The following is a 26,932-nucleotide window of genomic DNA, read 5'->3' on the forward strand; positions in this document are numbered from 1 at the left end:
CCGGAATGGGCACGATCTAGTGTTCAGCCGTCATGGCCGATGTTTGCATAATGGCGGCCCACACCTGTCGCAGATGGTTGCCGGCCGCCCCGTTGCCGTCGTATTCAAGAAGCGTCTTTCCCTGCACCATGGCACGGGTGAAGGCCGCATCGAAGGGAACCCGGCCGACCACCGGCACGCCCTGGTCCCGGGCCATCTGTTCGATGGTGGCGCTGTTGTCCGGGTTGAGGTCGAACTTGTTGATGCACACCATCACCGGCACCTTGAAAAACCGGCACAATTCGATGGCGCGGGCCATGTCGTGGATACCGGAAACGGTGGGTTCGGCAACGATCACCACGCTGGTGGCGCCGCCCACCGAGGCGATGACCGGGCATCCGACACCCGGAGGGCCGTCCGTGAGGATCAGGTCAAGGCCCCTGGCTTCGGCCAGCTGCTTGGCCTGCTGGCGCACCAGGGTCACCAGCTTCCCGGAATTTTCCTCGGCAATACCCAGCCGGGCATGCACCATGGGCCCGAAGCGGGTATCGGACACAAACCACTGGCCGCAGGTCCTGACCGGAAAATCAATGGCCTGCTCCGGACAAAAATCCACACACACCCCGCAGCCTTCGCAGCCGATCTCATCGACGACGAAGTCAGGGCTGATGGCCGAAAATCGGCACATGTCGATGCAGGTACCGCAGCCCGTACACCGCTGCGGGTCGATCACCGCCACACCGCCGCCCTGGAAATCGGTCTGTTCCTGGATGTCGGGCTGCATCAGCAGATGAAGATCCGCTGCGTCCACGTCTGCATCGCACAACATGCTGCCGGCAGCCAGGGTCGCAAACGATGCGGTCAGGCTGGTCTTGCCGGTGCCCCCTTTTCCACTGAGGATAACGAGTTCTTTCATTTTGCACCGGCCCCCTTTCCGGTCAGCGTTTCGATCTGTCCAACCAGTTCGCGGAAACGGGCCTTCCATTCGGGCATGGCCAGGGCGAACATGTCCCCGCGGGAATAGCTTTCGGCAATCTGCCGGTCGAAGGGGATCTCCATGAGAATGGGAAGTCCTTCGGCGCGGGCATAGGCCGTAACCGTGTCGTCCCCCATGTCGGCGCGGTTGATGACCAGGCCCATGGGAATCTTCAGTATTTTCACCGCTTCCACTGCCAGCTTCAGGTCGTGGAGGCCAAAGGGGGTGGGTTCGGTGACCAGCAGAACGAAATCCGTGTCCTTCATGGCGGCAATCACCGGACATGACGTACCCGGAGGCGCGTCGATCAACGTCAGGCCGTCATCCCAGGTGCAGTCGCGGACCTCCCGGATGAGCGGCGGTGCCATGGCCTCCCCCACCCGCAGCCGCCCGTGGGCAAAGGAGACGCCGTTCACGGCGCCGGTTTCCAGAACACCCAGTTCCCGCCCGGTTTCGGTAATGGCCCCCTCCGGGCATACGGCCATGCACCCGCCGCAGCTGTGGCACAGCTCGGGGAAGGTGAGCACCGTATCGCCGACAACGGCGATGGCCTTGAACCGGCACATTTCCATGCATTTCTTGCATTGATTGCACTTGTCGAGGTCAATGTCGGGAACCGGGGTGGTGACTGTTTTCGTTTCTTCGATGGCCGGCTTTAGAAACAGGTGTGCATTGGGTTCTTCCACGTCACAATCCAGCAGTTGGACCGGGCCTTCTACGGAAATGGCGAGATTGGTGGCCACTGTGGTTTTTCCGGTGCCGCCTTTCCCGCTGGCGATGCTGATAATCATTCGATGGTGCCTCCTTGAACAACAGGCCGCGTTGCCTGAAAACAAGGCATTCGCCTGTCAGTAATATCGCTGAAACCGTCAGCGTTTGGGTAGGCCAAGAGTAAGCATAGGCTCAAAAAACGTCAAGCAATTTTTTTGCTAATGCTCAAAAAAATAGGGGAGTGGGAGGAAGGGATGATCCGCCGGCCGAAACCATCGGAACCGGAAACCGGAAACGAACCGTTAACATTCAGGGTCTGTCGGGTGGGCGGCCGGATGGCCATGGAAAGGCGCCGTTATCTTGACAGGGCGGCATACCCCGTTTTTATCCGCAGCCGGTCATGCTGACCGGCTTTTTTTCCGTTTACAAGTTGCCTTCCGCCTAACAACCCGTTTCCCGGGATAAAAATCCGGCATGCCGCGACCTCGGCCGGAAATCCCCGAGTGCGGGCAGGCATGTCGTCAGGAGCGGAACCGGATCATTTTTACCGCCTCGTCCACCCAGTCCGAAATCAACCGTGACTGATCGCGGTGTGCCTTTGATTTTTTGAGGCGCTGAAAGATCTCCTCCCTGGTTTTGACGGCTTCCAGGGAGGGAATGCTCTCCATACTGCCGATATTGGCCAGGCCGCGTATGGCGATGCGCAAATTTTGCAGCAGGTGGGACATGAACCGATCGCTCTCCTTGAGAAAATAGAGGTCCGACTCCGGGCTGCCGTATTCGGTCACGGCGCTCCGCATGATCGACTGTCCCACGGTCGTTTCCATCATGGACAGAAAAATGTATACTTCCCGCTCAAGACCCAGAAGCTCCTTCACGGTCAGGCGCTGTTTGCGTGTCTGGCCAAACTCCAGGGCTTCGCACAGGGATTGATGGATGGTCCGCGCCTTGTCGAAAAAGGCCTCCTGCTCCCGGTCCATGCGCCATGCGGCATACCTCGCCACCTCTTTGTCCAGCCCCCGTTTGTCTAAAAGAATATCCTCGGGCGTGATTTCGATATCGGCCAGGCTCTTATCGTATTCGTGCAGAATGAGGTTGGCCAGCATCAGGGCCTTGGCATCCGAGAACTGGATACGGCCTGAATCCTTGAGAAAGTCTTCAAGCAGAATTTTAAAGGCCCGCTTGGGCTGGTTCATCCGGCCGGTAAGCATTTGAAGGGAATTGAGAAAAGCAGTTCGATCTTCAGGAGCCACGACATCCTTGAGATGCCGCCACAAGAACTCAAAAATCTTTTTCTCGTATCGGGTAAACCGTGACAAGGCGGAGGCAAACGCCGATTTGATGAAGCGGCCCTTCTCATCGAAACACTGTTTCAAGGCATCAACCAGTTCGCGGGCTTCATCCATATCGATGCCAAAATCCTCGGACAGGATTTCAAAATCCCGTTCATCAAATCGAATGGTGCCGTGAACCATACCGGTCATCTTTTTCCGGGTTGACGACCGCCCTTTGAAAAAAGAAACCATTTTATACAGCTGTCGGTGAACCGCCCCCAGGATCGTCCCGCTGTTGCCCACATTATCGTCTCCGGAACGGGAAACATAGAGGTTGTCGAACACGTCATCCCGGACCGTGTCCAGGCGTTTTTGCAGATTCGTCAGGACCTCCTGGCGGGCGTCCTCGCTTTTCGGTTTGCTGTCGATGGCCTGGAGCAGATGAGAGGAAAACCCCAGCCGCTCTTCCAAATGGTGAGAATTGATTTTCGGATAGTCATCGCCGTATACACTTTTGATCACCTTGGCGACCTTTTCGGGAGAGGCCTCGACACTGGCGATAATCCTCGCCACCTTGGCTTTTTCCATGGAGAAGTCTTTTTCGCTCTCTTCCCGCATGAGCCAGTCCATGTTATTGATCTCCATGGGCGGCCGGGTCAGCTGGGCACTGATTTTGGGCAGACCGAAAATGGCATTGTAGACGCTGGTAAACTGGCAGCCTTCTCCTGAGGCTTCTTTTTTTTGAATCCATGCATCCACCTTTGCGACCAGGTTGCGCATGGTTTGTGCGCCGAGCCGGTTCACGCCGGCCACCAGGGTCAAGTTGGCATTGAGGTCCCCCTTCTCATCGATCACCATGGGCACCACATTCGCTTTGCCGGTGCCCAGGACAATATCACGCTGGTTCTCGTGCGCACCGTAAAGGCGGCACAGGATGTGAAGACCGCGGTGCAGACGCCTCAGCGAATCGGGATCGCCTTTGGGGAGATTCAGGTTGAGGTTGTTGATGCCGCGATCGGAAAAAATGCCGAATGCAGACAGCAGCTGGCTCATCAGGTGGGAAAGCAGGTGGCCGTGACGCTTGATCATGGCCGGAACGATATCCAGGTCCACCACCATGTTTCCAAAAATGATTTCGTAATCCATCCGTTCGGGGATATCCGTGTCCACCGAAAGGCCTCGATACCGGACCAGGATCCGTCCGGCCTCATGGGGCAGCTGGGAAAGTTTGGCCAGGGTGTCGGACAGTTGATCAAACGTCTGACGTTCCTCGCTCTGCCGGGCATCCGGGTCCATGCGTTCAAGGTAGCCGGCAATGTGGTGCACGATCTCACACAGCAAAATCCGCCATACGTCCTGCTGTTTCTGCTCTTCAGCGAGGCTCTCGGCCATCATTTCCGCGGCCGAGCGTCCTTTTTTCTGGTCTTCGATCCCCTCTATCTGGGCAAAAAGCTGCTCGGCGGCATCGTCCAAATGTATCTGTTTTTCATCCATGGCCATGACCTGTGTCGCGTGAAAAGTGATTGTGACGGACCGGGGTGCGTTCATGCCGCCGCGGTGGCAGCATCATGCTCAACCACAACAGCAAAAGCGGGTCAACCCTATGATTCCAGAACGTATTTGTCCAATATCACAGTTTTGCAGAAACGGGAATCGAAAACCGGATGAGGCCCGCGGCGAATCGATCGCGGTGGTGCAGCCGGGAATCGACATCCGGGGGTTGGCCGCAGCGGGACCGGCAAAATGCCGCCATCCAGCCGACCGGCTTGAAATAGCGGCAGCCCTTTGGTAGTTTGGAAACCAACAGACAACCGGAACCATGAGGGGATCCTGCACTAAAAATGACAATGATCAAGTCCAAAGCACTCGAAGTCAACCTGGCCAGCACCTATGTGGACGTCACCATCGATACCCGGTACGAAAGCATCCAGGCGGTCATGTCCCGCTACTACGGGTTGATGGAGGGCGTCAACACCTTCCTTCGGGAACTGAGCCATCCCTATCGCAACTGGCAGTTTATCGTGGGTGAGGCCAGAAGCTATGCACTGGATTACTTCCACCTGTTCCAGTCCCATCCCCGGGGCGTGGAGGCGGCCGAGGCCATGGTGGGCATATTTAATGAAGTCATCGCCGCGGATGTGGACGATGGCGTGCGCACCGATGCGGTGGACAACCTGCTCTTGTACCTGCAGCAGATCATCGGCGACTCCCGTGACCGGTTGCCGGATTTTCTGCCGGTGCTCGACGCGGCCTTCAGCGGGATACACGACACCCCGGACGATCATTTTTTCCTCTTTGTCAAAAGCTTTTATCCGATCAAGCGCATCCTCCGGCTGCTGGGGGATCGCGGCGAAGGTGCCATCACCGACTATACGGTGTTCAATCACCTGCTGATCCGCACCTTCAAAGCGACCTACCATTTCTGGAGCGAAGTCAAGGACCCGTGGGACAGTTTTCAGGCGGCCGCCGGGCAGATTCAGGATCCGGAACCGGTTCGGGCCTGTTTTTCTGACATCTCCCATGAGGTTCTTCAGGCCCTGACGGACCACCTGCACCGGATCGAGAACCTTCAGCAAATGCACAGCCGGTCCGTATTCGATCAACTGCTGACCCTCACGGATTTCAGCGCAATCGTGGAGCGCTACCGGAAAATACCCCAGATGCTCATGGAGGCCGGTGCCGGCATCGGCCAGGGGCACCAGTGGAAGGTGATTTCCCTTTTCCATATCATGGGCATTTCCAGCCTGAACCTGATTCATGAAGAGGCCCTGCGCGACATCAACCGCACGGTGGGCTGGCTGATCGAAAATGAAAGCTACCGCAACATCGGCGACCTGATCGAAAAAACCTTTTTTATCCTCAAGACCCAGACGGAGCAGTTCCCGGCCACGACCCTCACCTGCGTTCTCAACATGGGCCAGGCGGTCTACCAGACCGATGCCATCGACCTGGTGAACTTTTTTATCGATCGGGTGGTGGATCTGGGTTTTCAGACGCCCATGCTTGGCGGGGTGGACAACGATTGGCAGATCCAGGTCAATTCAGCCCACCTGCAGAATATCCGCACCTGGCTGGAGCTGGTGGAGTGCAAGCCCAAATGGTCATCCCGGCTGCTCTCCAGCCTGATTATCAAACTCTCACTGTCAGGAATCTTCATCAAGGACACGGACCTGTTTCCCAGGGATATCACCCGATTTCTCAACAGCGAAATCGGACCGATCTACAATCTCGCCAAACAACTGACCCGCCTGTTTCCGGCCTATTTCAACGATATCGGGGCAGAGGGCCTCTTGCGGGATATTTCCACCCGACTGGATGAAATCACCCATCGGCGCGATATTCTCATCCATTTCCTTCGCAAGCAAAGCCACGTGGAGAGTTCCAACCGCATCATCCGGTTCATGGAAGCGGTGCTGCACTTCTGGAAAACCCGGGACAAGGCACCGCTGAAACCCTTCGTGCCCCCCTCCATCCATGCCCGGATCGAGACCCATGGCGAATACATTGACGGCGTCAACGCCCTGTTCGCCCACCTGGGCAACAAAGGCCTGGATCTTCCTGCAGAACTGCTCGTCGAGAAGGATGCGCGCATCCGCGTCCTGCTGACCGGGGCCTCCGGCGTCGATCCCATCGATATCGAACGGGTGGCGCTGATCGCCGCCTTTTATAAACTGCTTTACCACAAGTACCAGCTGGACCATAAATCGCTGCGCCACCACCTCGAGCAGCCGGACAGGGAATCTTTTCCGGACCTGGAGCGGCTGCGCGCCGCGCTGGACGAACCCGAACTCAAGCAACGCCTGTTCATGCTGATGGATTATCTGGAAGGGCTCAAAACGGTCATTCTCTCCGACGAGTCCTATGAAATCAGGGCGGACATCTACAAAAAACGCCACATCACCATCGACATCCCGTCCATGTACGGCAGCTATCACGAGCGCAAATTCGACGCCCTGGGGCTGACGTTCCGGATCGAATCCCTGATCAACGTACTCTTCGAAGAACTGGTGGACCAGATCAATCTTGGCCTGATCACCCGGGCCACCTTTCACGAAATTTATGAACGGCTGACCCTTTTCGACAAGGCCCTTCGCCTGGACGGGATCTATTCGGGCGAACTGGAACGGCAGCTGGACCTGCTGGCCCATGCCCTGGAGGTAAGGGGATTCACCTTTACCCAGTACCTGGATATCTTCAAGGGGTTCGCCGTTGCCGTCAAAAATATCATCAACGACTATTTCAACAATATTCACGGTCAGAACCTGACCCGCATTCTCGCCCACATGTCCACCGATCGAATCCTGGACAAATACCTGCCCCGGGAGGAGGCCGTGGACACGGAAAAACTCAAACACCGCGTATCCGAAATCTTTTTCCGCGACCGCATCGCCACATCCCTGGGGCTCCAGCAGCTGGACCTGTTTTTGACCCGCATTCTCAACACCCTGTTCCACCAGTCCAACATGCTCCCCAAAGACAAGCTCCATCTGCTGCTCAACTATGATTCCCAGCGAATCATGACCGGACTGGATCAGATCAACAACAGCGCCGTCGGCATCATCTACATGGGCAACAAGGGGCTCAACCTGCTGAAGCTGAAAAACCTGGGGATGCCGGTTCCCCCGGGATTCATCGTCACCACCGAGGCCTTTCGCTGCCGGGAGCTGATCGACGGGTTCGTACCGGTCAAAAAGAACTTCCGGCAGCAGGTCAGGCAGCACATCGCCCTGCTTCAGGAGATCACCGGCAAACGGTTTGGCGACCCGGCCAACCCCCTGCTTTTTTCGGTGCGCAGCGGTGCGTCCATTTCTCAACCCGGCATGATGGAAACCTTTCTGGATGTGGGCATCAATGAAGAAATTGCAGCCGGTCTGGCCCACAGGATGGACAACCCGTGGTTTGCCTGGGACAACTATCGGCGATTCCTTCAGTGCTACGGCATGGCCTTCGGGTTGGAACGCGATGATTTTGACGCCATCATTGCCGACTTCAAGGTGCGGCTGGGCATTCCGTTGAAAAAGGGCTTCACCGGCGAGCAGATGAAGATGGTGGCCCTGGCCTACAAATCCCGGATCCAGGACGAAGGCGTCGAGATCCTGGAAGACCCGCTGGACCAGCTGTTCATGACCATCAACGCGGTATTCTCTTCCTGGGAGTCCCCCCGGGCGAAGACCTACCGCAAGATCATGGGGATCTCCGATGACTGGGGCACCGCCGTCACCGTTCAGGAAATGGTCTTCGGCAACATTTCTCCCCAGGCGGGATCCGGTGTTTTCTTTACTCACAACCCCCGCTGGTCCGGCGACACCCTGAGCCCATGGGGCGACTTCACCCTGGAAAACCAGGGGGAGGACGTGGTGGCCGGCCTGGTGAGGACCCTGCCCATCTCGGTCAAACAGCAGGAGATCGAAATGCGGGATACGGATATCACCCTGGAGACCCACTACCCGGAAATTTTTGCGGCCATCCGCAAATGGGCGGCCCGCCTTATCTATAAGAAGGGCTGGAGCCCCCAGGAGATGGAATTCACCTTCGAAGGGGCTTCAGCCGACGACATCTACCTGCTCCAGACCCGGGACATGGCCATCCGGGAGCGCAAAGCCGTGCTGGCCTTCGACGTGGACGACGATCCCAAAAACCGCTACCTGGGTCACGGCATCGGCGTCGCCGGCGGGGCCATGAGCGGCCGGGCCGTCTTTACCCTGGCGGAAATCGACCACTGGCGGGCCACCGAACCGGACACGGCCCTGATCCTCATGCGCGGCGACACGGTTCCCGACGACATCAAGGAGATTTATGCCGCCGACGGGGTCCTCACCGCCAGGGGCGGACTCACCAGCCACGCGTCGGTCGTGGCCCACCGGCTGGGGAAAACCTGCGTGGTCGGATGCGGCACCCTGGTGTGCAATGAGAAGGAAAAAACTGCCGCATTCGACCAGGTGGTCATCCGTTCAGGAGACCATATTAGCATTGACGGTCGTGAGGGATCGGTTTATCAAGGAGCCATGAAGATCAGAGAGACCTAATAAGCCTCCAATAGAATAAACAACAGAATAATGCCATGAACGGTGCACAGGTGAATATCCGACATAGTGGTCCCGCCCGCATCGGCACACTTACCGTCTGGCATCACATTGGAGGCGTCAATGAATCTTGAAATGATAGACCTAATTCGGGAAATCGGTGTACCCGGAGCCATCGTCGTGGGTGTTTATCTATTCGTAAGATGGATTATGAAGGAAATAATACCCTATTGCGAGATCGTCATCAAGTACCGCCCCCCTAAGCATGACGCAGAAACTACCACAGCAAAAGGAGAATAATGCCTTGAATGAAGGACAGCTGAAGATCGGCATCAATGGCCTCGGCCGCATCGGCAAACTTACCGTCTGGCATCATGTCGGACGGCGCTATTTCAATGAGATCGTGGTCAACATCGGCCGGCAGGCCGGCACCTCCCTGACAGACATCGCCCACTACCTGGAACGGGACTCGACCTATGGCGCCCTGCATACATACCTCCATGGCCACCGGGCAGAGCCGGTGATCACCGACATCGATGAAAGCAGGGGGACCATGGTGGTCGACGGCATCACCGTGCGTTTTCTGAGGGTGGCCCGCACCCCCCGCGACATCGACTGGAAAGCGCAGGACGTGCGGATCGTGGTGGATACCACCGGGCAGTTTCTGGACCCGACCCTGCCCGCCGATCATCCCGGCGGATCGTCCCGGGGGCACCTGGAGGCCGGTGCGGAAAAGGTGGTCGTTTCCGCCCCCTTCAAAATAAAGGGAGACGGGGTGCCCATGCCCGAGGATGCAATCACCACGGTCATGGGCGTCAATGCCAACGACTACGACCCCAAACGCCACCGGATCATTTCCAACGCCTCGTGCACCACCACCTGCCTGGCCCACATGATGAAGCCCCTGATCAACGCCTTCGGGGCCAAACGGATCCTGTCGGCCTCCATGGCGACGGTTCATGCCGCCACCGGATCCCAGCAGGTGCTGGATCGCCTGCCCAAAGCCGGTAAAACCGACCTGAGAAAAAACCGGTCCATTTTGAACAATATCATCCTCACCTCCACCGGGGCGGCTAAAGCCCTGAGGCTGGTGATCCCCGAAATGGAGCACATCGGATTCATTGCCGAGTCGGTGCGGGTACCCGTCAGTGCCGGCTCCCTGATCATCCTTGTTCTCGGCATTCAGGAAAGCCCTTCCGAAGAACCGATCCGTCGCGGAATGATCAACAGCGTCTACGAGCAGGCCGCCCAGCTGGACCCCAACGGGTATCTCAAGTTTTCACAAAAGCAGAATGTCTCCGGAGACATTCTCGGTACGCCCCATGCCGCCACGGTCATCGAAGGGGATGAAACCCACACCCGGACGGCGGACCTGAGCCTGGATCTGGCCAGCGTCCCCGGTTTTCCCCGGGCGGTTCTCGACAGCCTCACGGATACGGTCGTTCGCGCACCGGTCACCCAGGCCGTCATCTATGGCTGGTACGACAACGAGATGGCCAGTTACGTAAACATGCTCGGCGACCGAACGGCAACCATCGCTGAGAACATGTAGTTGAAAAAACCCGTGATCGGCCGGCTTGCACCCCAATGCGAACAGGCATCAGATGGCAATCGCCGTGGCGCTCCTGCTGTCCGCAGGGAACCACCGCCGGATTGACGGCGGGAGAATAAAACCTCTCGGATGACAGCCATTCCCCGCAACATTAGAACTTGACGATACCGCGACCGGAGACATATATTAACTGGCATACACGACATAATCATAACCTGCGGAATCGGGAAGCCCATGAAAGGGCGGTGTAATGAGCGAAAATTCCGGACCGACAAAGGATGAATGCATCTGCACGGATATTCCCAAAGCCCTGTACGAACGTGTTGAAGACTATTGCAAATCCAGGGGAATTGCCACCAGCGAGTTCATCTTCGATGCGATCAGCGAAAAGTTACTTTCCATTCACCGGGAGCGGCGGCGAAAGCCCAGGCTCTAAAAGCCCGCCCGACCGGGCCCCAGGGACCACCGGCCAACCCGAACCCAACGCCTGCAGATCACGTGTCGCTGAGACCGTTGCCAGTATCCTGCGTCATCACGTACGATCATATTCAGGTTCACCGTTTCGCCGATGAATGACCGGCGGGTGCGGTGCCCCTGGTTCTTCATCAGGACAGGAGGTGGAGACGTCATGGCCATCCTTTCCCGGCCGGCGCTGGTCCTTGGCCTGTTTTCGATCCTGATGGCGGCCGGCTGCGCCGCCCTGCAGCTGGACACGTTCAGAAAACGGGCGGCCAGGGGCGACCACGACTGGATCGCCGCCCAGACCGTGGCGTGCACAGAGGACTCGGATGAATGCGGACAACTGCACCTGATCAAAGGGGATGCCTGCTTTCGCCTGGCCAGGGCCGGCAAGGCACCCGCTGACAACTTTGCCTGTGCCGCCCATGAACTGGACCGGGGCCTGAGCCTGATTCGCCACTGGAACGATCCCGCCGACCGGCGCCAGTTCCAGGAAAGCCTTTGCGAATCGCTGGCAAACATCCTGGACCTGCAATCCGGCGATACGGCAGCGCTGACGCAGGGCCGCTTCGAGGACGCGGCCAAGGCCCTTTTCCAGTTGGCTCCGGAGAGCGTTCCGGCCGTCTATTACCTGGCCAAGGCCCGTCTGCGGCAGGTGCAGTCCACACTGGCGGGCCTCAACCCCGCCAGCCGGGTGCCCGCCTGCAACCGCCTCAAACGGTCGCTCAACGGCGTCCTGTCGATGATGGAAAAGGCAGGCAACGCACCGCCGCCGGACTGGGAGCGGTTTGCCGACCGCTACCAGCGCCTTTCCTTCGATTTAGGGGTGACCATCAGTGCCGCCGGATGCCGGTAGCCGGCAGAAATTAAGGAGGGGGTGACATGTTCGGATCGGTCTTCCTGGAAGTGGCCATCGGGATATCGTTTATCTATTTCCTGCTGAGCCTGGTCTGCACCACCTTGAATGAAATGCTGTCCCAGATCCTCGGCATGCGGGCCAAAAACCTGGAGCTGGGGCTGAAGCGCATCCTGAGCGACGAACGCCTGCGAACCGCCTTCTACCGGCACCCCTTGATTCGCAGCCTGGGCAGGACACCCGCTGCCGGTCAGCCGGTCAGGCCGTCCTATATCCCGCCGCAGACCTTTTCCATGGTGATGATGGATGTGGTGGCCGACCAGGTGAAAACGGCCGCCGGACCGGACGGGAGCCATGCGCGGACCGATTCCTTCGACCGCTGGCGCCACACGGTCAGCCGATTGGAGCAGGAGGATATAAAACGGGTATTGTCGGGGTTCTTGGACGTCTCGGACCGCAAGGTGGAGAAAATCCGCACCCACCTGGAGATGTGGTTTGACGATGTGATGGACCGGGTGTCCGGCACTTACAAACGTAAAACCCAGGCCATCCTCCTGGCCCTGGCGCTGGGGCTTTGCGTGGTGGTCAATGCCGACACGATCGAAATCGCCAGGACGCTGTGGAACGCCCCGGTCATAAGACAGGGCGTGGTGGCCGCTGCCGAAAAGCAGGCGCAGCCCCCGGCTGCAAGGGAAAAGGCCTCCCTCGGCGAGCTGACGGGACAGCTCAATGCACTGAACCTGCCGCTCGGATGGCGCCTGGACAACCTGCCGCAGGGGTGGCAGTGGCTGACCAAGATCATCGGCCTGATGGTCACCGCCCTGGCCGTCTCCCTGGGGGCGCCCTTCTGGTTCGACCTGCTGAACCGCTTCGTCCGGGTGAGAAGTTCCGTCAAACCGGTTCCCCGGAAAGGCAGCCCTTAACGGACCGGACGCCTGTCCCCCGGCTATGGATCGGCGGTGTCCGCTCTCAAGGCGGACAGGATCCTGCCGGCCGACTGGATCAACATCAGGGAATCCATTCCCACGGCAATAAACGTATATCCCTGTTTGACAAAGGGCTGCACGGCGGCGGCATCCGCACCGAAAATCCCTATCGGCATCCGGCGCCCTGCACATGCCCGACGGACGGCTTCGATCCGGCGCCGGACGTCGGCATCGTCCACCTGCCCCGCCTTTCCCATGCTGGCGGAAAGGTCGTAGGGCCCCACGAACACGCCGTCGATACCCTGCACATCGAGGATCGAATCGATGTTGGCCACTGCGTCGACATGCTCCACCTGGACGATCACGGCCACACGCTCGTTGGCCGTCGCCACGTAGCCGGCAAAGGATGCGCCGTATCCCTGGGCCCGGGCAATGCCCACACTTCTTTCGCCCAGGGGCGGATATTTGGCCCAGGCCACCACGCGGGCCGCCGTTTCGGCGTCGTTTACCAGCGGCGCGATAATACCGTCGGCCCCCGTGTCCAGGACCTGCTTGACATGAACCGCATCGTTTGCCGCCAGGCGGACCACGCAGGGGCAACGGGGCTGGGCGGCCTGCAGCAGCAGCTGAATATCGCCCGTGGACAGGGGGCCGTGCTCCCCATCGATAAAGAGCCAGTCAAAACCGGACCCGGAAAGCAGTTCGGCCATCTGCGGGCAGGGCATGCTGATGATCGTTCCCGCCAGCTGATCGCCCCGAAGCAGCCGTTTACGAAAAGCCATTGTCATATCGACCCGTCCTGACGGATGTCCAGAAGGTCATCGATCTCAGCGCTGCCGGCGGCATAGAGGGCGTCCAGAAAGGCCACGTAAAAGCTTCCCGGCCGGTCGCTGGCGTCAAACGCCAGCTGCCCGCACAGGCCATAGAAGCCGAAGGCCGCAGCCGTTGCGGCCAGAAGGTCCTCTCCGGCCACGGCACAGAAGGCGCCGGTGACCGCCGACAGGCCGCACCCCAGTCCGGTGACCCGGGTCATCAGGGGCACGCCGTTGGCCACGCGCAGCACCCGGTCGCCGTCGGTAATCAGGTCTCTCTCACCGGAAATGGCCACGATGCAGCCGTGCTGCCGGGCGATGGCACCGGCGCTGTCGACGATCCCGTCGGACAGGGACAGGGATGAATCCACACCCCGGGTCGTCACCGAGTGGTCGGATAAGGAAAACACTTCCGAGGCATTGCCCCGGATGACGGAAACATCGACTTGACGGAGGATGTGCATGACGGTCCGGGTTCGAAAACCGGTGGCGCCCGCACCGACCGGGTCGAGGATCACCGGGATGCCCCGCTGGTTGGCCGCCCCGGCCGCCAGCACCATGGCCTCGATCCAGCTCTCCGACAGGGTGCCGATGTTGAGCACCAGCGCGCCGGCCATGGCAGCCATGTCGGCCACTTCCTTGCGGCTGTGCGCCATCACCGGTGACGCCCCCGCAGACAGCAGGATATTGGCCGAGGAGGTCATCACCACATAATTGGTGATGTTGTGCACCAGGGGAGCGGTTTCTCTTACCTTAACGAGAAGGTCGGCAGTCATCGTCCTCATGCCGGCAAACGGATCACCCATCTGCAGCCACCTTCTCATCTGCGGGAATCGCCTTTTCGAGCTGGGCGGCCACGAAATCCCAGTTGGCCAGGTTGTCCAGCACCGTCTTGACAAAATCCACCCGGCGGTTCTGGTAGTCCAGGTAGTAGGCATGCTCCCAGACGTCCACGGTAAACAGGGGCGTCAGATCATGGGCCAGGGGCGTATCGGCGTTGGCCCCGGCGACCACCGCCAGGCGGCCTTCGTCCAGCACCAGCCAGACCCAGCCGCTGCCGAACTGGTCCTTGGCGGCGGTGAGAAAAAGCGCCTTGAAATCCGTGAAACTGCCAAAGCTTGCATCGATCATCTCCGCCAGCAGGCCCTCCGGCGCGCCGCCGCCGTCCGGCTTCAGGCATTTGAAAAAATAGGCGTGGTTCCATGCCTGGGCGGCGTTGTTGAAGATGGCCGCCCTGGAGGCGTCACCGGCCGTCATCCGGATCACGGCTTCGGGGGTGTTGCCGGCAGGCCCGATCCCCCTGATCAGCCTGTTGGCATTGTTGACATAGCCGGCGTAGTGCTTGTCGTAATGAAACCCCATGGTATCCGCACTGATGAAAGGGGCCAGGGCATCCTGGCTGTAAGGCAGCGGCTCCTTGACGAAAACGGTCGCATCGCCGCCGCCGCCGCACTGCACCAGGAAAAGGGCGGCCGCGGCACAGGCCGCCAGCAGCGATAAACGGGAAATCAGGCGTTTGCCGATCACAGTAAAGGGTGCCATGCTGTTTCTCCTTTTCGACCGTCCGGGGACGGTGGTTAAAAATTCCGGGGCATTGCAGGCAATGCTTCCCACCTGGACAGCGGAACCGTTCAGCGACAGGGAGCCGCAGCCCCGCCCGACCGCAAACTTTCATACAGGGCGATTCCCACGGCGGTGGACAGGTTCAGGGAGCGAATCTCGCCGGTAATGGGAATCCGGTAGCAGGCCCGGTTGAAACGGGCAAGCATCGCTTCAGGCAACCCCCCGGTCTCGGACCCGAATACCAGAAACATCCGCCGGCGGGCCGGCATCTCCCAGAAAGAGCGGTCGGCGCCTTTGGTGAACAGCCCCATTTCGGTGTCTTCTGGCTTGAGTGCGTGGCAGAAGGCATCGAAGCTGTCCCATATCCCGGGGGAGACCCGTTCCCAGTAATCCAGCCCGGCCCGCTTCACCTGTCGGCTGTCCAGGGAGAACCCCAGGGGCCGGATCAGGTGCAATCGCGCTCCGGCACCCAGGCAGGTGCGGCCGATATTGCCGGTGTTCCAGTGAATTTCGGGTGCCACCAGCACCACGTGGCGCTCCAGACCTTCATCGGCAGCGGATGTATCAAGATTCATCTATTCCAGCCATAAATCATTGAAAAGTAGTTTAATTTCATACCGGGAATGTCATACTTTCATCCTCGCCATAGTGGTTGTTTTACGTGTTGGATTGCGGTTCAGATCAAGGCCGCAGGGCAATTGGAACCGGAGGCGTAGCAGCGCTACGTCGAGGATTCCAATTGCCCGAGAACACCGATATGGACCGAAAGATGACAGGTAAAACAGCCACTATTGGATGTAGCCCCACTCTTTCAGCCGCTGATACGCATACTGGGCCTGTTTTCCCTGCTGGACCTGCTGCAGATAAGTGTTGTAGGCCCGGGCCGCGGGCTCGACCTTCTCCATCCCCTCCAGGGAAAGCCCTTTGAAAAAAACCGTATTGGGGTTGCCGGGGAGCTGCCGTTCGTAAATGGAAAAATCTTCGTAGGCCGCGTCAAATTTTTGGTTGCGGATCTTGGTAATGCCGCTGATGTGGTAGGCCTGGGCCTCCTGGGGGTAAACCTGCTTGGCCCGGTCGGCATACCCCTCGGCCTGCCGGTCTTTTTTCTGAACCAGCTGGCACTTGGCCATGAGCAGCAGCCCCGTGTAGTCATCGGGCGCCTGGCCCAGGGCCTGCTCGAACAGCCCTTCGGCCTGGCTGTATTGCTCCTTGGGCATCGCGCCTTCACCATCCTGCATCAACCGGATGGCGCCCCCGATGCTTCTCAGGGCGGCCGTGTTGTCCATATACCGCTCCCGATACAGGGGCTGGCCATCGTACTGCCGGTAATCATTGGTGGCCTGCCTGACCGAGGTCCGGTAACGTTCCGACGACATGGGGTGGGTGGCAAAAAGAAGATCCGTGACGCCGGCTTTGTGCTGATTCATGCTGTTGAGCATCTCCATGAGGCCCACCATGCCCTGGGGACCGTAGCCGGAGCGGGTCATATAGTCCATGCCGAGGCTGTCCGCCTGGCGCTCGTTGTCCCGGCTGTAAGAGGCGAGCAAAGCGCCGGACCCCAGCTGTCCCAGCTGGCCGGCCAGGTTGCCCGCCCCCGAACCGGCAGCCGCGCCGGTGATGACGGCCAGCCCCCCCACGGCCAGGTTGGCCAGCTGGGCCTTGGACATGCTCGCGGCGGTATGCCGGGCGTTGACATGGCCCAGTTCGTGGCCCAGCAGGGCGGCCAGTTCGGCTTCATTGTCCAGCTCCAGCAGGATGCCGCGGGTGCAGGCAATGCTGCCGCCGGGAAAGGCGTAGGCATTGACGTAATTGGCATTGACGCAGTGGAAATTATAGGGCATGTGCGTGCGATGGGTATTGGCCGTCAACCGCTTCCCCGACGCCTCGATATAGCCCTGCAGTAAACGGTCCTGGACCGTCCCGTAGTCGGACGAAAACTGGTGGGGAGACTGCTGCCGGTCGATGGCAATTTCCTGTTTTTCATCCATGATCATGAACTGGGATCGCCCCGTGACGGGATTGGCGGCACACCCCACGGCCAGGCCGGTGGCCGCCATGGACGTCATGATGAGAAATTCACGACGGCTCAGCCCGTTGATCGCCCTTCTGGAAACACGCATGACCACCTCATATACGCTGAAATTGGTTTCATACACCCCCCTCATGAAGGGCCGCGACAGGACAGCCGCCCGACCATGGCAAAGGGGGCCGATTCAGTCCGCAGCATCCGTGAAACCGCAGGCGCAGCGATTCTGCGTCGTGGATTTCAACGGTGCGAAAACACCGGCCGGGGCCGGCCCGTTCAGGCCCGCTGCCCGCAATGCGGGCAATATGAATAAGAACTGTCAAAGGCCTTATTGCAGGCCACACATACCGTCTCGGCGCCTGAGGGCGGCACCTCCCGGGCCGGTGGCCGCACATCATCCACCGGCCGCCCGCAGCGATCGCAAAACAAAAACGGCGTCCCCTTCTTCACCCGGACCAGGGGGATGAAAAACAGGCTCAGGTAGTGGTCAACCCGGGTGGCATATGCCTGTGCCAGCCCGCAGGACGGGCAGCGCTGCGGGCTTTCATCCACCCGCCTGGTTTTGGGTTGAACACCGGCGATCAGAAACATGCTGTCCTTGACGGGGTCGACAAAAAGCCGACATCTGCGTTACACGTCATCGTGCGTCACTGGGGCGTACCGTCAGTCCGTCCCATTTCCCGGGATGGAACATGAATGTTCGCCGTAAGGATGAAGATCCATATACTGTTCGCCCGCTGAAGCGCACTTTCGCGGGCCCGCAAGCCCTGAGGCGTTTTTACCCCCCCCGGAAATGGGACGCTGCAGGGGCATCATCCATGGCACCGTCATCCTGCGTCGAAGGGGCAGGATCTGCCCGCGCGCGGCTATTGCAAGCGTGGGTTGTATTGTATAAGAAAAAGCTTCATAGTCAATATGCAAAACACCTTTCGTGGAGCCGGCCGGACACATGAACCACCTGCAACGCAGCACAATGGAAAAAGATTAATAAACCAATGGTATCGGAAGGAGCACGCCCATGGTCATCGATTTTCACGTTCACACCTTCCCCGCTGAAATACGCAACCACCGGGAACGTTTTTTTGACGCCGAACCTGAATTCAAACTGCTTTACGAATCCCCCAGATCCAGGCTGGTGTCCGCACCGGACATCATCGATATGATGGACGAACAGGGGGTGGACATGTCCGTGGTGTTCGGGTTTCCCTGGCGAACCCCCGACACCTGCCGGCGCAACAACGATTATGTCATCGAGGCGGTGAACCGCTATCCGGAGCGCCTGCGGGGCCTGTGCTGCGTGGACAGCCTGAACCCGGAGGCCGCCGAAGAGGTCCGCCGATGTCTGGACGCCGGCCTGAGCGGAGTCGGGGAACTGGCTTTTTACGGCTGCGGCATCGACGGTGAATGCCAGTTGAGCCTCGACCCCATCATGGCCTTGTGCCGGGAGCGGGATGTGCCGGTGCTGCTGCACACCAACGAGGAGGTGGGGCATCTCTATCCGGGCAAGACGCCCAACACCATGATTCAGATCTATGAAACCATGGCCCGGTTCCCGGACAATACCATCGTGCTGGCCCACTGGGGCGGCGGGCTGTTTTTCTACCACCTGCTTAAAAAAGCGGTCAAGGAGACGCTCCAGAACGTCTATTACGACACCGCCGCCTCCCCGTTTCTCTACGACAACCGGATTTACCGATACGCCAGGGACCTGGTGGGATTGGACAAGGTGCTGCTCGGCACCGATTTTCCGCTGCTGAAACCCGACCGGTACATCAAGGAGATGACCGATTCCGGATTGAGCCGGGCGGATATGGACCTGGTGTGCGGAAAAAGTGCCGCCCGCCTGCTGAAATTGGGCGATTCGAAGTCTTGAATCCAAACGGCCACACCCCATGAATGGGGTATGGCCGTTTTCAGGAGAATCTTTGCGTACAACTAAAGTCAGACTGTTGAAATAATTTCCGAATCGACCGATTCGCAGTACAACGAACAATTGGAGCACATCATCTGCTGATCACGGCGCCCCGGCATCTCAAGGTCTGAACGCGCTCCGGAATGGACCGCTTATCCCTCTGCATTCTTTTCGAGTTCATCCAGCCGGTCCGGCTCCGAAACCGCTATATCCACCAGACACTTGGGGATGGAACTCTGCTCGCACATGACCCGGATTTCCTTTTCTTCCTCGCTGAATTCCATAATTTCGCGGATGGATTCGATGTAATCGGCCAATTCACCCGGCGGTATGTCTTCCAGCGCGGGGCCCTCAGCCGCTGCCTTTTTCCGGGCGGCCTCCTCTTCTGCCAGCCGTTGTTTTTCTTTTATCTCGTCTTCCATGGCCTTTTTGACCGCATCGATCGCGCCTTGGTCGACGCCTGCCATCTCGATGATCAATGCTTCGGAGACGTTATTGTCATAGAGGTGCCGAACCTTTTCTTCCTCGGATTTGCCCGCCACCGCCTCAAGCAGGGTTGCCACACGTTCCTTTTCTGCACGCTCCTTCTTTATCTCGGCTTTCACCTGTTCCAATTTCTCCTCGGAAATCTCCAATGCACTGGTGATGACCTCGGAAGCCACTTCTTCTTCGATGAGCAGTCGGATACTTTCATCACCGGACAAGGCTTTTGCCTTGGCAATCAGCAGATCGAGCCGCGTCTGCTTAACAAGCTTGATCACATCCGCCCGGCGCTCGGGGATTTTGAGTTCCGGCCACGTTTCTCCGATGTCGTCAAGAAGCTTATTCGTTGCTGAATGCGGGTCGGCCACGTCCTCCAGTGAAAATGCAGCGATGGCGGCGTTGAGGTCCTCCAGCAGGGGTTTTCCGACCTTGACCGCTTTATCCACGGCCCATCTCAATTTTAGCAGGTTTCCCCCGTGGCGCGAAACATTGAACCCCGCATTGTCGAGCAGACCTGCCACCCGCTGAATGGTTGGCTCCAGTTTTCCCCCTGAGAGATCCTGTGAGTCGAGCGCAAGGATGTTTTCCTCTATTGACAACCAGAGAGGCTTTTTTTTGAATGCGTCGCTTGTGGCCATTTTTCATCTCCTTTTTAATGATGGTAACCGAAAATAAATGCGCCGATCGAATCCTTCTGAACACGTCTCTGCATGCACCCGGGAAAACAGACAAACTGATCAAAAACTGTTTTTCGGGTAAAGCCTACAGAGGCGTCCCCCTGCGAGTCAAGGGAAAATCCACAATTTGTATGCGGCGGCAATCCGGCTGAATACCCGCCAGGACATCATGCCGGCAGATGCCGCCTGATCCGGGCACGCTACCCATCCGTTATCCGGGCCCGCGCATGGTCCGGCGAAACCCCGAAAACGAGAGGTACCGGAGATGCCCAGCCGTCTTCCATCAGCGGCCGTCCCCGTCCGGCTCAGGCCTCAGCACCCAGCAGCACCTCGTCATTTTCAAAGGCTTTTCGGCGGATGGTTGAGAACATCTCCAGCAGCTTGGGCACGGTCAGTTTATCTTTGTCCGCACCGGATACGTCGATAATCACTTCACCGGCATCCATCATCAGCAAACGGTTCCCGAAAGCGATGGCGTGGTTCATGTTGTGGGTGATCATCATGGTGGTCAGGCGGTGCTCGGTGACAAACCGGGTGGTCAGGTCCATCACGATGGCGGCGTTGCGCGGATCCAGGGCCGCCGTGTGCTCGTCGAGCAGCGCGATGTCCGGATCGGAAAGCACCATCATCAGCAGGGTCAATGCCTGGCGCTGGCCGCCGGACAGGGTACTGACGTTCTCCTTCATCCGCGATTCGAGCCCCATCCTCAATTGGATCAGCTGGTCGCAGAAATAGGCTCGCCGCTTGCGGTTGAGGCTGATCACCGGCCACTTGAATCCTTTTTTGCAGGTAATCATCATATTGTCTTCCAGGGTCATGTTGGAGGCGGTGCCCGCCAGCGGGTCCTGGAAGATCCGGCCCATGGTTCTGGCACGCCGGTACTCCGGCTGGCCGGTGACATCCTCCCCCTTGATGAGGACCTTGCCGGACGTGGGGGTCAGCGTTCCGGAAATCAGGTTGAACAGGGTGGTCTTGCCGGCCCCGTTGCTGCCGATGATGGTGACGAACTCGCCGGCGTCCACGGTCAGGTTCAGGTCCCGGATCACCGTTTTGGCATTGGGGGTCCCCGCGTGAAAGGTACAGTTGAGGTCCTGCAGGCGGATCATGCGGCGGTGCCTCCCTTTCCGCGAATGCGACGGTAGTTGGTCACGGCCAGGGAGGCGATGATCAGGATGCCGGCGATCAGCTTCAGGTCGTTGGGGGTCATGTTGATATAGTAGCCGTAAAAACGGCCCAGGTACATGATGGCCTTGAACAGGATCGCGCCCAGGATCACCCGCAGGGTAAGCATGCCGATACGATTGGACTTGATGATAAACTCGCCCAGCATGACCGAGGCCAGCCCGGACACCACGATCCCCTGCCCCAGGTTCACGTCGGCAAACCCCTGATACTGGGCGGCGAAGGCGCCGGACAGGGCCACCAGCCCGTTGGACAGCCCCACGCCGATAAGCTTGAGCGTGGCCGGGTTGACCCCCTGGACCCTGACCATCTGCTCGTTGTTGCCCAGGGCACCGAACACCAGGCCCATGTCCGTGTGGAAGAACAGGTCCAGCGCAAACTTGACGGCCAGAACGACCAGGGCAAAAAAGATCAGGGATGCCCATTCGGCGGGAATCACCCCCCGGGCGGCAGCCGTGACATGCGTGATAATCGTATCCACCCGCAGCAGGGGCAGGTTGGCCCGGTTGTCCAGTATGCGGATGTTGACCGAATAGAGCATGGTCATGGTGAGGATGCCGGCCAGCAGGTGCGGTACCTTGAGCCGGTTGTGGATGGCCGCGGTGACGAATCCGGCCAGCACCCCGCCGGCAAAGGCCAGCAGCAGTCCGGTCACCGGGTTCATGCCACCGGTCAGCGATGTGGCCATGATTACGGCGCCCATGGGAAAACTGCCGTCCACGGTAAGATCCGGAAAGTCGAGAATGCGGAAGGTGAAAAACACCCCCAGGGCCATGATGGCGTATATCAGCCCTTCGACAAAAATTCCTTCAAGCATGGTGGTTTCGTTTGTTTTTTTGACCGGTTGGCGATGACAACCCAAGCCGGCATGTTACCAATCCAAGGATAATCAATACCATTCAGGAGTCAGAATCCAGAAGGAGGAAGCCGGCTGTGCCGTCATCGTCTGAATCGATCGGGCGAAGCGTGTACACCCCTTCTGAATGCTGACGCCTGACGCCTGAATACCCGAAAGGCCCTGCCTGGATGGACAGACACTATCGTCTGATCAGCTTCCCATCCTCGATAATGCTGTTGGCATTGGCGATGACATCTTCCGGGAAGGTCAGCCCCAGTTCGTTGGCCACATCCAGGTTGATCAGCAGATCCACGTCGGACGCATCGGTCATGAACAGGGTGGGGATGTCTGCCGGTTTTTCTCCATCGAGGATACGAACCACCAGGCGGCCGGTGGCCTTGCCCATCTTGTAGTAGTCGAACCCCCAGGCAGCCAGCACCGGGGTCGTTTCGGCGCTGCTGGGATCGGCGGACATCACCGGAATCCCGTATTTATGGGCCACACTGGTCACGGCGGCCAGGGCGGACACCACGGTATTGTCGTTGGAGATGTAGATGCCGTCGACCCTGCCGGCGATGGTCTGAACGGCCTGTTTGACTTCGGCGGAGTTGGACACGGTGGTTTCGATGAACTTGATGCCCATCCGCTTGCAGACCTGCCGGGCGATGGCGGCCAGGCTCACGGCGTTGGCCTCGCTGCTGGCGTAGACGTGGCCCAGGCTTTTGATCGGCTTGATGCGGTTGAGCAGTTCTATCTGCGCTTTGACCGGGGTCATGTCGGAAATGCCGGCAATGTTTTTCTCACCCTTTTCCGTTGACCCGATCAGGCCGGCCCCCACCGGATCGGTAACGGCACTGTATATGACCGGCCGGTCCCTGAGTGCATTGACCAGGGCCTGGGCCGTGGGGGTGGCGATACCGACCGCCAGGGTCACATTTTCAGCCTTGAATTTCTGGGCGATGGAGGAGGCGGTGGACATTTCCCCGTTGGCATTCTGCGTGTCGAACCGCGCATCGGGATACCCGGCCCTGACCGCTTCCTGGATTCCTTTTTCAATGGCATCCAGGGCCGGATGGGCCACAATCTTGGAAATGCCGATAAGCACCGTGTCCGACGCAGCGGCGGGTGCGGCCAGACCCGCCGTGACAAAAAGAAGCAACGACGCCAGGGCACAGAATCGTTTTTTCATGAACTTTTTTCCTTTCCTTTTTACAGATTTTTCTTTATGTTCTGTCAGGCAGAAACAAAATTGCCAAGCCCTTACCTATATAGGCAGGCAAGCAAAATCAAGCCATTTTTCCCTGTTGCGCCAATGAACACCCAAACGGATCGACCCGGCAAAATTCAGACTTAACCAAAGGCCGTCCCCATGAAAACTGTTACCCGGGAACTGATGAACGTCTTCGCCCGGACCAACGACCTCAAAGAGATGGAAGCGCTGTTCCGGGAGATCTTCACCCCCAGCGAGATCGACACCCTCACCCTTCGCTGGCAACTGCTCAAGGACCTGTACGAAGGCAAGACCCAGCGCAGGATTGCCGCCGAACATAAGATCAGCCTCTGCAAAATCACCCGAGGCTCAAAGTTGCTCAAGGCCAGGGGAAGCTACCTGAAAAAAGTGCTGGACGAACTCTACGAAAAAAGGGACGGGGACTGACCGGCCTCCCACATACACAGGCGACCGGAATTGAGGCCGGGGAATCCTAAAACGGCGGACCGGCCATGCAGCCGGCACCGGGCCACGGTGGTCAGCGTTGGTCCCACCAGGAGATAACCGGCGGGTTGCGCAGGGGCTGGCGCTTGTAGGCGAACCGGGGATATCCCAGCATCAATGCGCCGAAGGAGTGGTGGCCGTCGGGAAGGGCCAGGGCCTTCACCAGGGGCGGAAAACTCATCAATGCCGCATGGAAGTAGCCGGCCCAGCAGCTTCCCAGCCCCATGGATACGGCGGCCAGTTCCATGTATGCGAGGGCAGTGATACAGGCGGCCGGGGCCGTTCGATCGGTTTTCTCGGCATGGGTCACGACCAGCACCGGTGCGCCGCGCAGGATCACATCGGTTCCGGCCTCCCAGCGGCGGATGGCGCGGGGCATGTTCAGACCGTCGGCGATTTCCGGCTGGTTGTCGGCCATCCAGCGCATCCAGTCGATGACGGTCCCCGCCAGTTGCCTGACCCGGTCCTTATTGTCGATGACCCGCCACCGGGGGCTCTGGAAATTGTGTCCCGAGGGCGCGTGGCTGGCAATCCCGATCAACCGGGTGAGTGTGCCCCGGGGAACCGGCTGGTCCTTGTATGCCCGAATGGATCGCCGGCTGCGAAGAAAATGCTCACACTGCTCGACAGTCAACGCCAGTTCCTTCCGGACGGGCGGGCATTGCCGGGCCGTCATCTTCGCGTGAGAAATACTGGCGGTGGGGCACACCGCCACGCAATGCCCGCAGGCGATGCACAAGTCGGCCGCGTCTGCGGACGGCGAGGGCAGTTCCCCCCTGGAAAAATCAATAATGCCCATCGGGCAGACGGCGGCACAGATGCCGTCCCGGTTGCAGGTCTTCTCGTCGATGGTCAACACGGTCATTTTTTATCTCCGCATCAATGTTGCAGAATTGTGGCCTGCCTGAGAATTTCTCTATCTTCCCCGGTTTTAGGCCCCCTGTTCGTAACACCGGTGACGCACCGGGATTGCCACGTCGCCCGGATCGCAAGGCGGGAGAATCGACAATAGCAGCGCTGTCGATCCTGTTTTTCGACTATTTTTCCGTTGATGTCAACGACAAGGGGTAAATCCTCCCCGCGCCAGGCGATAGGGAATGCGCTCGCTTTTTCGGTTCACCGATGGTGAAGTCATGACAGAAATTCGAATGATGAAGGCCGGGGCGAAAAAAAATTCGGAGGCGGGGGCCCGAAGCACTCAAATTCATAGCACCCCAATGCTTCACGGGATACCCCGCCTCCACGAAAATGGCAAGGACGCATCATTTCCGACTGTTTATAATTCCATCGAAAGCGAGCCGGCGATCATCGGTTCGTGATGGCTTCAATGGCGTAGCGGCTCAGTTGCGTGTGGTGCAGCACATCACCGAACGGTGCCATCGCCTCCGGTGCGCCCTTGGCAAACACGAGAACCGGTGTAGCCGTGTGCGTGCCACTATTCCAGACCACCATCTGGTCAGCCGCCACCTCTCTGGCCAACAGATTCTGGCGGTTGTCGTCGGTCTGATAAACGAAGAAGGAGCCGGTCGGACCCATTTTAGGAACCACGTTGGTCCCCAGATAGCTGTGCCCGTCTACGAAAAATGGATTCTCTTCGGTAGCCAGGACCCTGGCGGCCTGGTCTTCGCTTATTTCGAACTCCGTGTACGCATTGACGATTTCCGCCAGCATGGCCGGCGTCTGCTGTTCCTTGGGCAGGCTGTCAAACTTGCCGTAAAAAATATCGCCGTAGCTCAGTTGCTGGCTGTAAATTTTGTCCAGCACCTCTGGATTGCCGAAGTTGTACCCGGGTTTGAATTCTCTTCCCTGAAACAGAGAACCCGGCAGAGTCATTCCCTGGGGGAGGTCGCTCGCGTTGTAGCTAATCCCGAACCCCCCGGTCGTGTGATCAGCCGTCACGATAACCAGGGTGTCATCGCGGTTTTCCGCCCAGTCCAATACATAGTCTACGGTCTCGTTGAGCCTCATCATCTCATGAAGCATCAACCCGGTATCGTTATAGTGAGCGGCCCAGTCGATCATACCGGCCTCGATCATCAGGAAGAACCCCTTGTCATTTTTTGACAACAGCTCCAGCGCCTTTGCAGACATCTCCTTCAACGTGGGAATGGTCCGCTCGGGGCTGTTCAGGCTGTGGGTCACCTTGATGCCGTCGGGCATGGCCGAGTATGCGAACAGGCCTAACACCTTGCCCTGGGCCGCTTCCATCTGGGACCGGTTAAAGGCCAGGTCATAGCCCTTTTCCCGGGCCTCCTTGAGCAGGTTCCGCTCGTCTTTGCGTTTGGACTTGATTTTGACGGAGCCCTGGGTCATCTGCTCCAGCTCTTTTCTCACCGCGGAGTCCTTATCATTGGCCGATTTGGGAATCCAATAGCGCAATCCCCCCGAGAGCATCACATCGGGGCCGGCATTCAACATGTCGACGGCAATTTCGTTTTCCAGGCTGCGATGGGGCTGATGCGCGGCAAAGGCCGCCGGTGTCGCATGGGTGAGGCGGGTATCCGAAACGAGCCCGGTCGACTTGCCCGTTTGGATTGTTTTTTCTAAAATTGTCTCCACCGGATTGCCGTCCTTGTCGGCACCGATCATCTCCGATCCGGCAAATTGGCCGGTGGCCAGCTGGGTTCCGGACGCGGCGGAATCCGTAACGAGAACACCGCTGGGGTAAGTCATCGAGAGTCCCATCACCCCCCCGTCGTCCATCAACCGGTCAAAGGCTGTTTTTCTATTCTTGATGACCGTCCGGGGCGCCTGCCTGGCGTAGGACAGCAGCAGGCCGACCTGCTCCGGGCCCATGCCGTCGCCGATAATCATAATTACATTTTTGGTCGGCGCTGCATCCGGCGCTATCCCGCGGCCCAGCGTACCGGAACAGCCGGCAGCGACCATGACCGTAACCAATGACAATACGACGAACCGGACCATTTTCTTTTTCATTTTGCCTCGCTCCTATTCAGGTGGTTGGTGTT

Annotated in this window: 23 protein-coding genes; 8 read left to right on the plus strand and 15 right to left on the minus strand. The window is 58.8% G+C overall.

What is annotated here, in order from left to right; genetic code table 11:
- Positions 1-16: 16 nt before the first annotated feature.
- The 3 genes from DSCA_RS12110 to DSCA_RS12120 form a co-directional block, all read right to left on the minus strand.
- Positions 17-895, minus strand: coding sequence for an ATP-binding protein (locus DSCA_RS12110; protein WP_155316680.1), 879 nt, complete (start codon positions 893-895; stop codon positions 17-19).
- A complete protein-coding gene (locus tag DSCA_RS12115; RefSeq protein WP_155316681.1) occupies positions 892-1,746 on the minus strand; it encodes an ATP-binding protein in 855 nt (284 codons plus the stop codon). Before DSCA_RS12115 ends, DSCA_RS12110 begins: the two co-directional genes overlap by 4 nt.
- 441 nt (positions 1,747-2,187) lie before the next feature.
- Positions 2,188-4,434, minus strand: coding sequence for a hypothetical protein (locus tag DSCA_RS12120; protein WP_155316682.1), 2,247 nt, complete (start codon positions 4,432-4,434; stop codon positions 2,188-2,190).
- Positions 4,435-4,781: 347 nt separating this feature from the next.
- Between DSCA_RS12120 and DSCA_RS12125 the strand changes: the two genes are divergently transcribed.
- The 5 genes from DSCA_RS12125 (at position 4,782) to DSCA_RS12145 (ending at position 12,753) form a co-directional block, all read left to right on the plus strand.
- Complete coding sequence (locus tag DSCA_RS12125) at positions 4,782-8,966, plus strand: PEP/pyruvate-binding domain-containing protein (protein WP_231716460.1); 4,185 nt, start codon at positions 4,782-4,784, stop codon at positions 8,964-8,966.
- A 301-nt stretch (positions 8,967-9,267) separates the two neighbouring features.
- A complete protein-coding gene (locus DSCA_RS12130; protein ID WP_331457158.1) occupies positions 9,268-10,515 on the plus strand; it encodes a type I glyceraldehyde-3-phosphate dehydrogenase in 1,248 nt (415 codons plus the stop codon).
- Positions 10,516-10,765: 250 nt separating this feature from the next.
- Positions 10,766-10,951, plus strand: coding sequence for a hypothetical protein (locus DSCA_RS12135; RefSeq protein ID WP_155316684.1), 186 nt, complete (start codon positions 10,766-10,768; stop codon positions 10,949-10,951).
- Between the two features lie 192 nt (positions 10,952-11,143).
- Positions 11,144-11,830 carry a hypothetical protein gene (locus tag DSCA_RS12140; protein WP_155316685.1) on the plus strand — a complete coding sequence of 229 codons (687 nt, stop codon included), beginning with the start codon at positions 11,144-11,146 and terminating at the stop codon, positions 11,828-11,830.
- A gap of 26 nt (positions 11,831-11,856) precedes the next feature.
- Positions 11,857-12,753, plus strand: coding sequence for a hypothetical protein (locus DSCA_RS12145; RefSeq protein ID WP_155316686.1), 897 nt, complete (start codon positions 11,857-11,859; stop codon positions 12,751-12,753).
- Positions 12,754-12,776: 23 nt separating this feature from the next.
- On the opposite strand, the gene DSCA_RS12150 is transcribed toward DSCA_RS12145, so the two are convergent.
- The 6 genes from DSCA_RS12150 to DSCA_RS12175 form a co-directional block, all read right to left on the minus strand.
- Positions 12,777-13,544 (minus strand): HpcH/HpaI aldolase family protein, encoded by a 768-nt coding sequence (locus tag DSCA_RS12150; protein ID WP_155316687.1) that lies wholly within the window; start codon positions 13,542-13,544, stop codon positions 12,777-12,779.
- Positions 13,541-14,374 (minus strand): hydroxyethylthiazole kinase, encoded by an 834-nt coding sequence (gene thiM, locus DSCA_RS12155; RefSeq protein WP_231716461.1) that lies wholly within the window; start codon positions 14,372-14,374, stop codon positions 13,541-13,543. Before thiM ends, DSCA_RS12150 begins: the two co-directional genes overlap by 4 nt.
- A complete protein-coding gene (locus DSCA_RS12160; RefSeq protein ID WP_155316688.1) occupies positions 14,367-15,110 on the minus strand; it encodes a superoxide dismutase in 744 nt (247 codons plus the stop codon). The genes thiM and DSCA_RS12160 overlap by 8 nt, the downstream gene beginning before the upstream one ends.
- Positions 15,111-15,199: 89 nt before the next feature.
- The gene (locus tag DSCA_RS12165) at positions 15,200-15,706 is read right to left on the minus strand and encodes a tRNA (cytidine(34)-2'-O)-methyltransferase (RefSeq protein WP_155316689.1); all 507 of its coding nucleotides are present in this window, start codon (positions 15,704-15,706) and stop codon (positions 15,200-15,202) included.
- A 213-nt stretch (positions 15,707-15,919) separates the two neighbouring features.
- Positions 15,920-17,251, minus strand: coding sequence for a M48 family metalloprotease (locus DSCA_RS12170; RefSeq protein WP_155316690.1), 1,332 nt, complete (start codon positions 17,249-17,251; stop codon positions 15,920-15,922).
- 182 nt (positions 17,252-17,433) lie between these two features.
- Complete coding sequence (locus tag DSCA_RS12175; protein WP_155316691.1) at positions 17,434-17,748, minus strand: zinc ribbon domain-containing protein; 315 nt, start codon at positions 17,746-17,748, stop codon at positions 17,434-17,436.
- A 427-nt stretch (positions 17,749-18,175) separates the two neighbouring features.
- Here DSCA_RS12175 and DSCA_RS12180 point away from each other — a divergent pair, with 427 nt between their 5' ends.
- On the plus strand, positions 18,176-19,030 hold the full coding sequence (locus tag DSCA_RS12180) for an amidohydrolase family protein (protein ID WP_155316692.1): 855 nt from the start codon (positions 18,176-18,178) through the stop codon (positions 19,028-19,030).
- A gap of 191 nt (positions 19,031-19,221) precedes the next feature.
- Here the strand turns inward: DSCA_RS12180 and DSCA_RS12185 are convergent, their stop codons facing one another.
- From DSCA_RS12185 to DSCA_RS12200, 4 genes are all read right to left on the minus strand, one after another.
- Entirely contained in the window at positions 19,222-20,190 is a 969-nt protein-coding gene (locus tag DSCA_RS12185; protein ID WP_155316693.1) for a hypothetical protein, read from the minus strand.
- A gap of 344 nt (positions 20,191-20,534) precedes the next feature.
- Positions 20,535-21,335 carry an ABC transporter ATP-binding protein gene (locus DSCA_RS12190; protein ID WP_155316694.1) on the minus strand — a complete coding sequence of 267 codons (801 nt, stop codon included), beginning with the start codon at positions 21,333-21,335 and terminating at the stop codon, positions 20,535-20,537.
- Positions 21,332-22,228, minus strand: a complete 897-nt coding sequence (locus DSCA_RS12195; RefSeq protein WP_155316695.1) for an ABC transporter permease — start codon at positions 22,226-22,228, stop codon at positions 21,332-21,334. Before DSCA_RS12195 ends, DSCA_RS12190 begins: the two co-directional genes overlap by 4 nt.
- A gap of 220 nt (positions 22,229-22,448) precedes the next feature.
- Positions 22,449-23,438 (minus strand): ABC transporter substrate-binding protein, encoded by a 990-nt coding sequence (locus DSCA_RS12200; RefSeq protein ID WP_155316696.1) that lies wholly within the window; start codon positions 23,436-23,438, stop codon positions 22,449-22,451.
- 180 nt (positions 23,439-23,618) lie between these two features.
- Here DSCA_RS12200 and DSCA_RS12205 point away from each other — a divergent pair, with 180 nt between their 5' ends.
- Positions 23,619-23,906, plus strand: a complete 288-nt coding sequence (locus DSCA_RS12205; RefSeq protein WP_155316697.1) for a Trp family transcriptional regulator — start codon at positions 23,619-23,621, stop codon at positions 23,904-23,906.
- Positions 23,907-23,997: 91 nt separating this feature from the next.
- On the opposite strand, the gene DSCA_RS12210 is transcribed toward DSCA_RS12205, so the two are convergent.
- Positions 23,998-24,828 carry a nitroreductase family protein gene (locus DSCA_RS12210; RefSeq protein ID WP_155316698.1) on the minus strand — a complete coding sequence of 277 codons (831 nt, stop codon included), beginning with the start codon at positions 24,826-24,828 and terminating at the stop codon, positions 23,998-24,000.
- A gap of 232 nt (positions 24,829-25,060) precedes the next feature.
- On the opposite strand from DSCA_RS12210, the gene DSCA_RS12215 reads away from it, so the two are divergent.
- Complete coding sequence (locus DSCA_RS12215; RefSeq protein ID WP_155316699.1) at positions 25,061-25,282, plus strand: hypothetical protein; 222 nt, start codon at positions 25,061-25,063, stop codon at positions 25,280-25,282.
- Here the strand turns inward: DSCA_RS12215 and DSCA_RS12220 are convergent.
- A complete protein-coding gene (locus DSCA_RS12220) occupies positions 25,269-26,900 on the minus strand; it encodes an alkaline phosphatase (protein ID WP_197904781.1) in 1,632 nt (543 codons plus the stop codon). The two genes, DSCA_RS12215 and DSCA_RS12220, sit on opposite strands and share 14 nt — an antisense overlap.
- Positions 26,901-26,932: the final 32 nt, after the last annotated feature.

The sequence above is a fragment of the Desulfosarcina alkanivorans genome (assembly GCF_009688945.1).
GTDB lineage: Bacteria > Desulfobacterota > Desulfobacteria > Desulfobacterales > Desulfosarcinaceae > Desulfosarcina > Desulfosarcina alkanivorans.

Excerpts from the sequence above, each read along its gene's own strand:
- DSCA_RS12125 (WP_231716460.1), top strand. The coding sequence starts at position 4,782 with ATGACAATGATCAAGTCCAAAGCACTCGAAGTCAACCTGGCCAGCACC.
- DSCA_RS12210 (WP_155316698.1), bottom strand. The coding sequence starts at position 24,828 with ATGACCGTGTTGACCATCGACGAGAAGACCTGCAACCGGGACGGCATC.
- DSCA_RS12190 (WP_155316694.1), bottom strand. The coding sequence starts at position 21,335 with ATGATCCGCCTGCAGGACCTCAACTGTACCTTTCACGCGGGGACCCCC.
- DSCA_RS12195 (WP_155316695.1), bottom strand. The coding sequence starts at position 22,228 with ATGCTTGAAGGAATTTTTGTCGAAGGGCTGATATACGCCATCATGGCC.
- DSCA_RS12170 (WP_155316690.1), bottom strand. The coding sequence starts at position 17,251 with ATGCGTGTTTCCAGAAGGGCGATCAACGGGCTGAGCCGTCGTGAATTT.
- DSCA_RS12220 (WP_197904781.1), bottom strand. The coding sequence starts at position 26,900 with ATGAAAAAGAAAATGGTCCGGTTCGTCGTATTGTCATTGGTTACGGTC.
- DSCA_RS12215 (WP_155316699.1), top strand. The coding sequence starts at position 25,061 with ATGCGCTCGCTTTTTCGGTTCACCGATGGTGAAGTCATGACAGAAATT.
- DSCA_RS12115 (WP_155316681.1), bottom strand. The coding sequence starts at position 1,746 with ATGATTATCAGCATCGCCAGCGGGAAAGGCGGCACCGGAAAAACCACA.
- DSCA_RS12150 (WP_155316687.1), bottom strand. The coding sequence starts at position 13,544 with ATGACAATGGCTTTTCGTAAACGGCTGCTTCGGGGCGATCAGCTGGCG.
- DSCA_RS12135 (WP_155316684.1), top strand. The coding sequence starts at position 10,766 with ATGAGCGAAAATTCCGGACCGACAAAGGATGAATGCATCTGCACGGAT.
- DSCA_RS12185 (WP_155316693.1), bottom strand. The coding sequence starts at position 20,190 with ATGGCCACAAGCGACGCATTCAAAAAAAAGCCTCTCTGGTTGTCAATA.
- DSCA_RS12200 (WP_155316696.1), bottom strand. The coding sequence starts at position 23,438 with ATGAAAAAACGATTCTGTGCCCTGGCGTCGTTGCTTCTTTTTGTCACG.
- thiM (WP_231716461.1), bottom strand. The coding sequence starts at position 14,374 with ATGGGTGATCCGTTTGCCGGCATGAGGACGATGACTGCCGACCTTCTC.
- DSCA_RS12205 (WP_155316697.1), top strand. The coding sequence starts at position 23,619 with ATGAAAACTGTTACCCGGGAACTGATGAACGTCTTCGCCCGGACCAAC.
- DSCA_RS12120 (WP_155316682.1), bottom strand. The coding sequence starts at position 4,434 with ATGGATGAAAAACAGATACATTTGGACGATGCCGCCGAGCAGCTTTTT.
- DSCA_RS12110 (WP_155316680.1), bottom strand. The coding sequence starts at position 895 with ATGAAAGAACTCGTTATCCTCAGTGGAAAAGGGGGCACCGGCAAGACC.
- DSCA_RS12160 (WP_155316688.1), bottom strand. The coding sequence starts at position 15,110 with ATGGCACCCTTTACTGTGATCGGCAAACGCCTGATTTCCCGTTTATCG.
- DSCA_RS12175 (WP_155316691.1), bottom strand. The coding sequence starts at position 17,748 with ATGTTTCTGATCGCCGGTGTTCAACCCAAAACCAGGCGGGTGGATGAA.
- DSCA_RS12165 (WP_155316689.1), bottom strand. The coding sequence starts at position 15,706 with ATGAATCTTGATACATCCGCTGCCGATGAAGGTCTGGAGCGCCACGTG.
- DSCA_RS12140 (WP_155316685.1), top strand. The coding sequence starts at position 11,144 with ATGGCCATCCTTTCCCGGCCGGCGCTGGTCCTTGGCCTGTTTTCGATC.
- DSCA_RS12180 (WP_155316692.1), top strand. The coding sequence starts at position 18,176 with ATGGTCATCGATTTTCACGTTCACACCTTCCCCGCTGAAATACGCAAC.
- DSCA_RS12145 (WP_155316686.1), top strand. The coding sequence starts at position 11,857 with ATGTTCGGATCGGTCTTCCTGGAAGTGGCCATCGGGATATCGTTTATC.